The following is a 13,185-nucleotide window of genomic DNA, read 5'->3' as shown; positions in this document are numbered from 1 at the left end:
CTTATTCACTGAATTTAAACATCTATCGAATGCTTGTCGTGTTCACATGAATAAGAGGACAGTGGGAGGGAAGGTTTACCCCATGACACTCATGAGGTCGAACATGGGTAAATACATGGCGATAACCAAAGAGCCGATCAATAACCCCAATGTCACGATGATCAGTGGTTCCAGGATTTTACCGAGGTTATCGACGGTGTTGTCGACATCCGCTTCGTAGATCACTGCCACTTTATTCAGCATGTCATCCAATGCACCGGACTCTTCGCCGATCATGACCATTTGAATCATCATGTCGGGAAAGGCGTCTGTTTCTTTGATGGCGCGATGCAAAGGGCGTCCGCCAGCCGTTTGTTGGTGAACATGTTCGATGACATGAGTGAAATAGACGTTATTGGTTGTTTTTCCTGCGGCTGCCAGCCCGCTTAGCAGCGGAATACCCGCGCTAAAGGTGGTTGCGAGTGTGCGGGTAAACCGCGACAAGGTCGCCTTGGTCAACACGTCGCCAATAATAGGGATATGCAGGGAAAACTGACTGACTTTCAGTTTAAACGCGTCGCTCTTGTTATAACTGGCTTTGAATGCCAGCACTGACAGTACAGTGATAAGAAAGAGATAGTGTCCATAGTTTTGAAGCGCATCAGACACGCTAAGGACTTTCAACGTAAACCAAGGCAGCTCGGCATTAAAGGATGAGAACACATCTTTAAATTGCGGAATAACGAAAATCAACATGCCAATGGTCACCAGCAGCGCAATCAAGGAAACGATACTGGGGTAGATCATGGCCTTGATCACTTTGGCACGCGTGGCTTCGCTCTTTTCTCGGTAAACACAGATTCGCGCGAAAATTTGCTCTAAGCGGCCTGTTTGTTCGCCCGTTGCCACGAGGTCGCAATAGAACTGATCAAACAAGGGGGAGCTGTTTTTCATCGCTTGAGAGAGCGATGAACCTGCCTCGATGTGTTGATAGATCTGATTGATGATCAGACCAAGCTCGGCTTTTTTTGCACTTGATTTCAGCAGTTTCAGGGTTTCGGTAAGTGGCACGCCCGCTTCCAGCATGGTTGCCATTTGGCGAGTAAATAAAGTGATGTCTTTTGGGGTGGCGGTGTTACGACGCTTTACCCAAGACGACGGTGAACGTTGCTTGATTTTCTCGATGCGAATCTGCTGCGCGGCGAGCATGTTTCGCGCTTCGTCTTCACGATACGCCAATAACTGTCCTTTGACTTTTGCGCCTTTGCTTGTGTATCCACGCCAGTGGTAGGCGCGAAGCTGCGCGGCTTTCTCGGCCATCAACTGTCCTTCTTATATGCTGATAACGCGTTGTAATTCTCGTAAGCTCGTGACACCCATATTGAGCTTTTCAATGCCAGAGACTTGAAGCGTTGACATGCCGTTTTCGACGGCGAGGTTTTCTAATTCGGAAGCGCTTGCCCCTCTGCCAATCGCTTCGGCAATCTGGCGTGTGATGGGCATGACTTCATAAATACCGACACGCCCGATATAGCCATGGTTGCAATGATCACACCCTTCAGGGCGTGCATCGAAGACCTGATTGGCTTTCAGTGAGGGGTAGTGCTGCGCAAGGCTGAGCAGGCGGTGATCGTCATTGTCATGCGGGATTTTGCAATGCTGGCAAAGTCGGCGAGCCAAGCGCTGCGCAATGATTAACGACAACGATGAAGCAAGGTTGTAGGTTGCCACGCCCATGTTGGCCAAGCGCGTGATACTTTCTGCTGCAGAGTTGGTGTGCAAGGTTGAAAGCACCAAGTGGCCAGTTTGCGAGGCTTTGATGCCTATTTCTGCAGTTTCTAAATCGCGAATTTCCCCCACCATGACCACATCTGGATCTTGACGCAGAAATGCGCGCAGGGCGGTGGCGAACGACAAGTTAATGTCATTGTTCACGCTGACTTGGTTTATGCCGGGAAGGTTAATTTCCACCGGGTCTTCGGCGGTAGAGATGTTGCGCTCTGGCGTATTGAGGTACTTCAAGCCTGTATACAGGGAAACGGTTTTTCCACTGCCTGTTGGCCCCGTCATCAAAATCATGCCCTGAGGTCTATCCAGCGCCGTCAAGTAATCGCGTTTTTGCTGTTCGTTATAACCAAGCGCATCAATGTCTAGTGCGACACTGCCGCCATCCAAAATCCGCAGCACGACTTTTTCACCAAACAGCGTCGGCAACGTTGAAACCCGCATGTCAATCGAGCGCCCATCACCCAAGGTGAGTTTCATGCGGCCATCCAGCGGAATACGACGCTCTGCGATGTTGAGCTTAGCCAGAATCTTTAAACGCGTAGAAAGACGGCGAGAGATACCCGCAGGCGGTGAACTGTGCAGCTGCAAAATGCCATCGAGTCGAAAGCGAATCTGGTAGCTGTGCTCAAAGGGTTCGAAGTGAATATCTGAGGCTTGCTTACGAACAGCATCTAACAGTACTTGCTGAATGTAGCGGCTGACGGGGGCGTCATCATTGAGCGCTGCGTCCGACTCTTCGTTGTCATCAAGCACAGCGAGAGAGGCCAAATCGTCATCAGAGACGGATTGCGAATCGGATTGGTTGCTGGAGATGTGTTTGCCGTAAAGCTTGCGAATGGCACCGGTGAGTTGCTGGTGATCAACAAGAACAGGTTTTATTTGTAAGCCTGTGGCGAAGCGGAAGTCGTCTTGAGCTTCAAGGTTGGTAGGGTCGCTAGTTGCTAGAGTCAGTAAGTTTGCATTTACTTCTAGTGGAAGAACACCATGCGAAAGAGTGAGCTCTTGGCAATTTATTTGATGATTTGCTTCAACATATTGATAGTGATTAATTGAATCAAGAGGCAAAGAAAAAATGCGACTCAAATGCTCGGATAACTCGGCACTGGAAAATATCTTCTCGTTGATCAGAATTGATGCTGGAGAAAGAGATGATTCGTGCAATTTAGTCAAAAGCATGGACTCCTGACAATCCGTCAGGAGTCCATTTCGTACTAAAACGTTAATTAGTAGGCTATTCGCCATACTTAATTACCCTTCAGTAGCATTACAACCTTTCACATCAATACCTGTTATCCCAGCGCTCATCGCACAAGTCCATACAACATCGCTACGAGAGTATGTGATTGTTTGATCTGGAAATGACACTTTGCTACCCAAGGTAAATATAAGTGTGTCTTCGGTTGCGGTTATAACACCAAGGTCACCCACTGGAAATCCGTCAGCTGCTGTTGTTACGCCCAAGCCACCCTCGGTATCAGCGCTTGTCAGGAAAGTAATTAATGTTCTATTAACAGTTTCGTTACCTGAGGTGATTGTTCCATCTGCTAGATGTTGCTCTGCTTTAGTTAGTAAAGCTTTTACGGAAGCAACGGCTGCAGCGACATCTGATTGTCGCTTGTATTGTGAGTAAGCAGGCACAGCAATCGCCGTCAGTGCGCCAATAATCCCTACAACAATCAATAGCTCGATCAAGCTAAAGCCTTTTTGCTTTTTCATTTTGAATCCTCTTCGTTATGCATCTAGGTGCGTTTGAGTGGTGTCAAAATACGACTAATAAAAACAGGGGGATAGAGGGAGATGAGCGAGTTTCGAGTAAAGGTTCAATTTACATGCAACAGTACTGTAAATTCTTGCAATTCTTGTGATTTTAGGATTAAAAAAAGCAGGCAAATGCCTGCTCTAAAAATTGCTTTTTGCCTTTATTTTAAGGCATTACTTTAAGCGCATTGAGAGGTCAATCGCACGGATATGCTTGGTGAGTGCACCGACGGAAATAAAATCGACACCCGTTTCAGCGTATTCTCTCAGCGTGTCTAGCGTGACGTTGCCGGATACTTCCAATGCAATGCGGCCTTGGTTGAGTGCCACGGCGTCACGCATCATGTCTGTGGTGAAGTTATCCAGCATCACAATGTCTGCGCCCGCATCAATCGCTTGCTGTAATTCGTCCAAGCTTTCGGTTTCAACTTCCACAGGCTTTCCGGGATTCAGCTGCTTTGCGGTTTGCACGGCTTGCTGAATACCACCACAGGCAATGATGTGGTTCTCTTTTATTAAGTACGCATCATAAACACCGATGCGGTGGTTGTAGCCACCGCCGCATGACACGGCATATTTCAGCGCGTTGCGCAGGCCTGGAATGGTTTTGCGTGTATCTAACAGGCGCGTCTTTGTGCCAACGAGCTTTTCTACATAGGTTGCGGTTTCTGTCGCACAACCCGAGAGGGTCTGAATGAAGTTCATTGCGTTGCGCTCACCCGTAAGCAGCGTGCGAGCAGGGCCCGCTAATTCACACAAGACTTGGTTGGGTGCAACTTGGTCGCCATCTTTCACTTTCCACGAAATAGACACCTGATTGCCTAACTGACGGAACACCTCATCAGCAAACAACTGACCACAGAAAACGCCATGCTCACGCGTGATGATGGTAGCGGTCGCCATTGAATCTGCAGCGATCAAGCTGGCAGTAATGTCTTGGTCTGCATCCAACACACCACCAAGGTCTTCTTTTAGTGCATCGCTAACGCAGCGTACAACATCATGTTTTAAATGTTCTTTTAATAGAGAAAGACGTGCTTGGCTGTCGTGGATTTGCGGTGTGTTCTGGTGTTCTGACATGGTGGTTCCATCACGGTTTGAGTCAAAGTGTGTTCAGGCAATGCCTGACGCAATTGGCTGCAAGTTTACATGGCAGAGATCAAGAATGCGAGGAGTGGCAGGTGCGGATCGTTCTGCCACTTCTCTCTTGTTTGATGAACCCGCTGAATACGGCATGGATGAAAGAGTGCCAGTTCGCGATTGTTAGAAAAGAGATCGTGGCCTTTGTCATGGGGGAACGGCAAGAAATCAGCTAACATAATCGCATCCTCGTGATTACAAAACGATAAACGCTATGCTGACGATTTCAGATCACCGTATTGATGGTGCCACTTTTCTGCCTTCCCCTCACTTTAATGAGCGTCCTGAATGTAATGATGTTTCATTGTTGGTTATTCACAACATTAGTTTGCCGCCGGGGGAGTTTGGTGGCCCTTACATCACACAATTCTTTCAAGGTGAACTAACCTCAAAAGCGCATCCATTTTTCGATGAAATTCGTGGTATGCAAGTGTCTGCGCATTGCCTGATCCGAAGGGATGGCAGTGTGGTTCAGTTTGTCCCTTTTGATAAGAGGGCATGGCATGCTGGGGTATCCTGCTTTGAAGGGCGAGAGCAGTGCAATGATTTCTCGATTGGTATCGAACTTGAAGGGACCGATGACCTCCCTTATACCGAGGAGCAATACCAGACATTGAGCGCGGTAACGGATGCCATTATTCATGCATATCCCGCCATTAATATGGAGAGAATTGCGGGCCACGATGAGATAGCGCCGGGGAGAAAAACGGATCCTGGACGCGCATTTAATTGGTCTAAATATCGCGCACTGGTCAGTCCACTAAAAAGATCGTGATTCTTGTAACGTACTGATCTGTATAGTTACATTCGTGATTTCTTCCCGAGAAGAATGTGCCTCGAAGGTTTTCCCTTCGTGATAAAAATGTGATTAAATCGATTGGTCTGACCATTGCAATCCCGCCAGCTGTTTCTGCGTCTGACATCTGACTGTAATTTCTATGACGCAAATCAAGTTTACGGTAGACACTAAAGCGACTTAACGGTAAACTTTTAGGTGTTTGGTTATTGGTCTTACCAATTTACAAAGACCAATATTTGGGACAGGACGCGCAGGAATCCCGGCGCCACAAAATAAAGAATAACAATGGCTATACAACGGATCCGTCAACCCAAACTATCAGATGTTATCGAGAAAGAGCTTGAAAGCTTGATTTTGGAAGGGACGCTATCTCCGGGGCAAAAACTTCCCCCAGAAAGAGAACTAGCAAAACAGTTTGATGTTTCCCGCCCATCCGTTCGTGAAGCGATTCAACGTTTAGAAGCCAAAAAGTTACTGAACCGCAAACAAGGTGGTGGCACCTTTGTTAGCGAGCGTTTATGGCAACGTTTTTCCGAACCTTTGATTGAGTTGCTCGCAGAGCACCCTGAATCCCAATTAGATTTACTAGAGTCTCGTCACGCGTTGGAAGGCATTTCCTCCTACTTCGCGGCGCTACGAGGCACAGATGAAGATTTAACTCGAGTGTGCAAGTGTCACGATAACATTCGAGAAGCTCAGCAACTGGGTGATATAGAAGCTGAAGCCAGTGCCGTCATGAAGTATTTGATTGCCGTGACTGAAGCATCACACAACGTGGTACTGCTGCACATTATGCGCAGCTTGGCCCCCTTGCTTGAGCAAAACATTTTACAAAACTTTGAATTACTCAATCGTCGTGTAGATGTGGTTGAGAAGGTGAGTAAACACAGAGCTAACATCGTGCAGGCGATAACTGCTGGGGAACCTGAACAGGCCCGTCAGGCATCACATGCGCATTTAGCTTTTATTGAGGAAACCTTGCTGGATTTAGGAAGAGAGGCCAGTCGCCGAGAGCGCTCGCTTCGCCGAATTCAGCAACGCAAGGACGAGTTGGAATAACGCTTCCTGACAGCTCAATTATGCATTAGAGCTGTCAGGATGCGTTTTTTTCAGCTGCGACAACATTAGTTTTGTACGAGTCAATCAACGAAAGGATAGATCGCCATGTCTGAAGTCATGAAAAATGACGTGGACGCACTTGAAACTCAAGAGTGGTTAGAAGCTCTTGCATCAGTCGTTCGTGAAGAAGGTGTAGAGCGTGCCCAGTTCCTACTTGAAGAAGTGATGGAAAAGGCGCGTCTTGATGGTGTTGATATGCCAACAGGCATCACCACCAACTACGTAAATACCATCCCTGCGGATAAAGAACCTGCATACCCTGGTGATGTAAACCTGGAACGTCGCATTCGTTCTATCATTCGTTGGAACGCGATTATGATCGTGTTACGCGCATCTAAGAAAGATTTGGATCTGGGTGGCCACATGGCGTCATACCAGTCAGCATCTGCTTTCTATGAAGTTTGTTTTAACCATTTCTTCCGTGCACCTAACGAGGTGGATGGCGGTGATTTGGTTTACTACCAAGGCCACATCTCTCCGGGTATCTACTCGCGTGCGTTTGTTGAAGGTCGCTTGACTGAAGAGCAACTGGACAACTTCCGCCAAGAAGTCGATGGCAAAGGTATTCCTTCATACCCACACCCTAAATTGATGCCTGAATTCTGGCAGTTCCCTACCGTTTCTATGGGTCTGGGTCCTATCTCTGCTATCTATCAAGCACGCTTCCTGAAATACCTTGAAGGCCGTGGCCTAAAAGAAACCGGTGCGCAACGCGTTTACGCGTTCTTGGGCGATGGTGAGATGGATGAGCCAGAATCACGCGGTGCGATCTCTTTCGCTGCACGTGAAAAACTGGGCAACCTATGCTTCCTGATCAACTGTAACCTTCAGCGTCTAGATGGCCCAGTCATGGGTAACGGCAAGATTATCCAAGAATTGGAAGGTCTGTTCAAAGGTGCTGGTTGGAACGTTGTTAAGGTTGTTTGGGGTAGCGGCTGGGATAAACTTCTCGCAAAAGACACCACAGGTAAGCTTCTTCAGTTAATGAACGAAACTATCGACGGTGACTACCAAACATTCAAATCTAAAGATGGTGCTTACGTACGTGAGAACTTCTTTGGTAAATACCCAGAAACAGCTGCCCTTGTTGCAGACATGACTGACGAAGAGATCTTCGCGCTGAAACGCGGTGGTCACGAGTCTTCTAAACTGTTTGCGGCATTCAAGAATGCACAAGAAAACCAAGACCGCCCAACGGTTATCCTTGCTAAAACCGTTAAAGGTTACGGCATGGGTGAAGCGGCGGAAGGTAAAAACATCGCGCACGGTGTGAAGAAAATGGACATGACCCATGTTCAACACCTACGTGATCGTCTTGGCCTGCAAGATCTTGTTTCTGACGAAGACATGAAAGCTCTTCCATATTTGAAATTGGAAGAAGGTTCGGCTGAATACGAATACATGCATGCGCGTCGTAACGCACTGCACGGCTACACGCCACAGCGTCTGCCTAAGTTCACCGAAGCGCTAGCAATTCCAGAAGTGGAAGAGTTCAAACCTCTGCTTGATGAGCAGAAGCGTGACATCTCTACCACCATGGCGTTTGTTCGTACACTGAACATCCTGCTTAAGAACAAAGGCATTGGTAAGAACATCGTTCCTATCATTGCGGACGAAGCACGTACTTTCGGTATGGAAGGTCTGTTCCGTCAAATCGGTATTTACAACCCATCGGGTCAGGAATACACCCCTGAAGACCGCAGCGTTGTTTCTTACTACAAAGAAGCGACCTCTGGTCAGGTTCTGCAAGAAGGTATCAACGAACTGGGCGCAATGTCGTCTTGGGTTGCTGCAGCTACCTCTTACAGCACCAACAACTTGCCAATGATCCCGTTCTACATCTACTACTCAATGTTCGGCTTCCAACGCGTGGGCGACATGGCGTGGATGGCGGGCGACCAACAAGCACGTGGCTTCCTATTGGGTGCAACGGCAGGTCGTACAACGCTGAACGGTGAAGGTCTACAGCACGAAGATGGTCACAGCCACATTCAGGCGAACACTATCCCTAACTGTATTTCTTACGACCCAACGTTCGCGTACGAGTTGGCGGTAATCATGCAAGACGGTATCCGTCGCATGTACGGTCCAGAACAAGAAAACGTGTTCTACTACCTGACGCTGATGAACGAGAACTACGCAATGCCAGCAATGCCAGAAGGCGCTGAAGAAGGCATTCGTAAGGGTATCTACAAGCTTGAGTCTTATGCGGGTGCTAACAAAGTTCAGTTGATGAGCTCTGGTACCATCATGAACGAAGTGCGCAAGGCCGCTCAAATCCTTAGCGAAGAATACGGTGTTGCGTCTGACATTTACTCTGTTACCTCTTTCAATGAGCTAACGCGTGAAGGTCAAGATGCTGAGCGTTTCAACATGCTGAACCCAGAAGCTGAGCAGAAAGTGCCTTACATCACGCAAGTGATGGGTTCTGAGCCAGCAATCGCAGCGACTGACTACATGAAGAACTACGCAGAACAAGTTCGCGCGTTCATGCCTTCTGAGTCTTTCAAAGTGCTGGGTACGGATGGCTTCGGTCGTTCAGACAGCCGTGAGAACCTGCGTCGTCACTTCGAAGTGAATGCAGGCTACGTTGTTGTTGCTGCGCTAAGCGAGCTGGCAAAACGTGGTGATATCGAGAAATCTGTCGTGGTTGAAGCGATTAAGAAATTCGATATTGATACTCAGAAAGTGAACCCACTGTACGCGTAAGAGGCATAAATCAATGGCAATCGAAATTAATGTTCCAGACATCGGTGCCGATGAGGTTGAAGTAACAGAAATCCTCGTTAGCGTTGGTGACACAGTTGAAGAAGAGCAGTCGCTGATCACCGTTGAAGGTGACAAAGCGTCTATGGAAGTACCAGCATCTCAAGCGGGTGTGGTGAAAGAAATCAAAGTTGCTGAAGGCGACACGGTTTCTACCGGTTCTTTGATCATGATCTTCGAAGCGGAAGGCGCAGCTGCTCCAGCACCAGTGGCAGAAGCACCTGCTGCAGCGGCTCCGGCGGCTGCACCTGCGGCCGCTGAACTGAAAGAAGTTCACGTTCCTGATATCGGTGGTGACGAAGTTGAAGTCACTGAAATCATGGTTGCGGTTGGCGACAGCATTGAAGAAGAGCAATCTCTTCTGACGGTTGAAGGCGACAAGGCTTCAATGGAAGTGCCTGCACCGTTTGCTGGCGTATTGAAAGAAATCAAAGTGAACGCGGGCGACAAAGTGTCTACCGGTTCATTGATCATGGTTTTCGAAATCGCGGGCACTGGCGCTGCACCTGTAGCGGCGGCTCCAGCAGCTGAAGCACCTGCGGCAGCACCAGCAGCATCTGCTGCGAAAGAAGTGCACGTGCCTGATATCGGCGGCGACGAAGTTGAAGTCACTGAGATCATGGTTGCGGTTGGCGACAGCATTGAAGAAGAGCAATCGCTTATCACTGTTGAAGGTGACAAGGCTTCAATGGAAGTCCCTGCACCATTCGCGGGCGTACTGAAAGAAATCAAAATTGCAGCGGGCGACAAAGTATCAACCGGCTCGTTGATCATGGTCTTCGAAGTCGCGGGTGCGGCACCAGCAGCACCTGTTGCAGCGGCACCTGCTCCTGCAGCAGCGCCAGCTCAAGCGGCGGCACCAGTACCAGCGGCTCAAGCTGCGCCTGCGGCATCTGCTGAATTCGTTGAAAACAACGAATACGCACATGCTTCACCGGTTGTGCGTCGTCTAGCACGTGAGTTTGGCGTTAACTTGTCGAAAGTGAAGGGTTCTGGTCGTAAGAGCCGTATCCTGAAAGAAGACGTTCAAAGCTACGTGAAAGAGGCGCTTAAGCGTCTTGAGTCTGGCGCAGCAGCGTCTGCATCAGGCAAAGGTGATGGCGCAGCACTTGGTTTGCTACCTTGGCCGAAAGTTGATTTCAGCAAGTTTGGTGAAACTGAAACCAAACCGCTGTCTCGCATCAAGAAGATCTCTGGCGCGAACCTGCACCGTAACTGGGTAATGATCCCGCACGTTACACAGTGGGATAACGCAGACATCACTGAGCTAGAAGCATTCCGTAAAGAGCAGAATGCCGTTGAAGCGAAGAAAGACACTGGCATGAAGATCACCCCATTGGTGTTCATCATGAAAGCGGCAGCAAAAGCCCTTGAAGCGTTCCCTTCATTCAACTCTTCACTGTCTGACGACGGCGAGGGCTTGATTCTGAAGAAGTACGTGAACATTGGTATCGCGGTGGATACACCAAACGGTTTGGTTGTTCCTGTATTCCGTGACGTTAACAAGAAAGGCATCTACGAGTTGTCAGCTGAACTGATGGAAGTGTCTAAGAAGGCACGCGCAGGTAAGCTAACCGCTTCTGACATGCAAGGTGGCTGTTTCACTATCTCTAGCCTTGGTGGCTTGGGTGGTACTGCATTTACACCGATTGTTAACGCACCAGAAGTTGGCATCTTGGGTGTGTCTAAATCGGAAATGAAACCGGTTTGGAATGGTAAGGACTTTGTTCCTCGCCTGATGCTTCCTCTGTCACTGTCATACGATCACCGCGTGATCGATGGTGCTGAAGGTGCACGTTTCGTCACTTACTTGAACGAGTGTCTCTCTGACATTCGTCGCCTAGTACTGTAAGACGACGCCTGGTCAGTGCTTGCCTGCATATGGCGAGCACTGATTTGATGTATAGCTCACAGGCTATGGGTTTTTATTTTTCAGCTTGTTAACACGGCTGTAAAATGTTGGACCAATCGAGTACTTTTCATCGAAGAGTACTCGTCGTGAAACAAAACGGCTCCACCATAAAAAGAATCTCTTAGCCTGTCAGGGATATAAGACTACAACGAGGTCAGAATGAGTAAAGAAATCAAAACCCAAGTCGTGGTACTGGGTTCAGGTCCTGCTGGTTATTCAGCGGCATTCCGTTGCGCGGACTTGGGTCTAGAAACCGTTCTGGTAGAAAAGTACAGCACCTTGGGTGGTGTTTGCCTGAACGTGGGTTGTATTCCATCTAAAGCCCTGCTGCACGTAGCAAAAGTTATTGAAGAAGCCAAAGCGATGGCTGAACACGGTGTTGTCTTTGGTGAACCAACGACAGACATCGACAAGATTCGTCTTTGGAAAGACAAAGTTGTAAACCAACTTACTGGCGGTCTTGGCGGTATGGCTAAGATGCGTAAAGTGAACGTGGTGAACGGCTACGGTAAATTCACTGGCCCTAACACCATCGTGGTTGACGGCGCTGATGGTGCAACCACCATCAACTTCGACAACGCAATCATTGCGGCGGGTTCTCGTCCAATCGAATTGCCATTTATCCCGCATGAAGATCCACGCATCTGGGATTCAACTGACGCGCTTGAACTGAAAGAAGTACCAGAGAAGCTGTTGGTGATGGGCGGCGGTATTATCGGTCTAGAAATGGGTACCGTATACGACGCGCTGGGTTCACAAATTGACGTGGTTGAAATGTTCGACCAAGTTATCCCAGCAGCCGACAAAGACATCGTAAAAGTCTTCACTAAGCGTATCAGCAAGAAGTTTAACTTGATGCTTGAAACCAAGGTGACGGCAGTTGAAGCGAAAGAAGACGGCATCTACGTAACGATGGAAGGCAAGAAAGCACCTGCTGAGCCAACACGTTACGACGCAGTGCTGGTTGCGATTGGTCGTGTACCAAACGGTAAGCTTCTGGATGCAGAAAAAGCAGGCGTTGAAGTTGATGAGCGTGGCTTTATCAACGTTGATAAACAACTGCGCACTAACGTTGCTCACATCCACGCGATCGGTGACGTTGTTGGTCAACCAATGCTTGCTCACAAAGGTGTGCATGAAGGCCACGTAGCGGCTGAAGTGATTTCTGGTAAGAAACACTACTTCGATCCTAAAGTGATCCCTTCAATTGCCTACACTGAGCCAGAAGTTGCTTGGGTTGGTAAGACTGAGAAAGAAGCGAAAGCAGAAGGCATCAACTACGAAGTTGCTACTTTCCCGTGGGCTGCTTCTGGTCGTGCAATCGCGTCTGACTGTTCAGACGGTATGACCAAGATGATTTTCGACAAAGACACGCACCGTGTAATCGGTGGTGCTGTTGTCGGTACTAACGGTGGTGAACTGTTGGGCGAAATCGGTCTTGCTATCGAGATGGGTTGTGATGCGGAAGATATCGCATTGACTATCCACGCTCACCCGACGCTGCATGAGTCAGTGGGTCTTGCTGCTGAAGTGTTTGAAGGTTCAATTACTGACCTACCAAACGCAAAAGCGATGAAGAAGAAAAAGTAATTCTTCTCAACGGTTAATCTGAAAAACGCCTCTTTTTAGAGGCGTTTTTTTATGCCTGAAATATGAGGAATTGTTCAGGGGCGAAACGTTTGAATAAGTAGGAATCCAGATCAATAAAGTACACCGTTCTTTTTGACTTTAAGGCCATAAATAAGCGTAAATACACTGCTTCAATCCGTTTGCTGCGCTAAGGCATGGCACGGCGCGGAGACGCGAAATTTCAGCAACTTGAATTGTTTGGTGGTGAAAACGTTTCTTGAGACGTTCCTTTTCAACCACGCTTTTTTTGTCTGTTCCCAATTCATCTTTCAATCGCATATGAGGGAAGTCATGC

The 13,185-nt window shown here is 48.3% G+C and carries 10 protein-coding genes; 5 read left to right on the top strand and 5 right to left on the bottom strand.

Annotated features, from left to right (window positions below):
* Window positions 1–75 precede the first annotated feature (75 nt).
* The 5 genes from EQP46_RS15055 to EQP46_RS15035 form a co-directional block, all read right to left on the bottom strand.
* A complete protein-coding gene (locus tag EQP46_RS15055) occupies window positions 76–1,299 on the bottom strand; it encodes a type II secretion system F family protein (RefSeq protein ID WP_129494435.1) in 1,224 nt (407 codons plus the stop codon).
* A gap of 12 nt (window positions 1,300–1,311) precedes the next feature.
* Window positions 1,312–3,009, bottom strand: a complete 1,698-nt coding sequence (pilB, locus tag EQP46_RS15050) for a type IV-A pilus assembly ATPase PilB (RefSeq protein WP_192545516.1) — start codon at window positions 3,007–3,009, stop codon at window positions 1,312–1,314.
* Window positions 3,010–3,015: 6 nt separating this feature from the next.
* Complete coding sequence (locus tag EQP46_RS15045) at window positions 3,016–3,483, bottom strand: prepilin-type N-terminal cleavage/methylation domain-containing protein (RefSeq protein ID WP_129494434.1); 468 nt, start codon at window positions 3,481–3,483, stop codon at window positions 3,016–3,018.
* A 216-nt stretch (window positions 3,484–3,699) separates the two neighbouring features.
* Complete coding sequence (nadC, locus tag EQP46_RS15040) at window positions 3,700–4,605, bottom strand: carboxylating nicotinate-nucleotide diphosphorylase (RefSeq protein ID WP_129494433.1); 906 nt, start codon at window positions 4,603–4,605, stop codon at window positions 3,700–3,702.
* A gap of 65 nt (window positions 4,606–4,670) precedes the next feature.
* Window positions 4,671–4,844: a hypothetical protein gene (locus tag EQP46_RS15035; RefSeq protein WP_240671744.1), complete on the bottom strand. Its 174-nt coding sequence runs from the start codon at window positions 4,842–4,844 to the stop codon at window positions 4,671–4,673.
* Window positions 4,845–4,879: 35 nt separating this feature from the next.
* On the opposite strand from EQP46_RS15035, the gene ampD reads away from it, so the two are divergent.
* From ampD to lpdA, 5 genes are all read left to right on the top strand, one after another.
* A complete protein-coding gene (gene ampD, locus EQP46_RS15030) occupies window positions 4,880–5,440 on the top strand; it encodes a 1,6-anhydro-N-acetylmuramyl-L-alanine amidase AmpD (RefSeq protein WP_129494432.1) in 561 nt (186 codons plus the stop codon).
* A gap of 309 nt (window positions 5,441–5,749) precedes the next feature.
* Window positions 5,750–6,523, top strand: coding sequence for a pyruvate dehydrogenase complex transcriptional repressor PdhR (gene pdhR / locus EQP46_RS15025; RefSeq protein ID WP_017008201.1), 774 nt, complete (start codon window positions 5,750–5,752; stop codon window positions 6,521–6,523).
* A 105-nt stretch (window positions 6,524–6,628) separates the two neighbouring features.
* The gene (aceE, locus tag EQP46_RS15020; RefSeq protein ID WP_129494431.1) at window positions 6,629–9,292 is read left to right on the top strand and encodes a pyruvate dehydrogenase (acetyl-transferring), homodimeric type; all 2,664 of its coding nucleotides are present in this window, start codon (window positions 6,629–6,631) and stop codon (window positions 9,290–9,292) included.
* Between the two features lie 13 nt (window positions 9,293–9,305).
* Window positions 9,306–11,201: a pyruvate dehydrogenase complex dihydrolipoyllysine-residue acetyltransferase gene (gene aceF, locus EQP46_RS15015; RefSeq protein ID WP_129494430.1), complete on the top strand. Its 1,896-nt coding sequence runs from the start codon at window positions 9,306–9,308 to the stop codon at window positions 11,199–11,201.
* A 219-nt stretch (window positions 11,202–11,420) separates the two neighbouring features.
* Window positions 11,421–12,851 (top strand): dihydrolipoyl dehydrogenase, encoded by a 1,431-nt coding sequence (lpdA, locus tag EQP46_RS15010; RefSeq protein WP_129494429.1) that lies wholly within the window; start codon window positions 11,421–11,423, stop codon window positions 12,849–12,851.
* Window positions 12,852–13,185 lie beyond the last annotated feature (334 nt).

Origin of the sequence: Enterovibrio baiacu, assembly GCF_004120195.1 — a bacterium.
Classification (GTDB): domain Bacteria; phylum Pseudomonadota; class Gammaproteobacteria; order Enterobacterales; family Vibrionaceae; genus Enterovibrio; species Enterovibrio baiacui.
The sequence above is the reverse complement of the archived record's forward strand: the minus strand, read 5'-3'. Positions and strand labels throughout refer to the sequence as shown.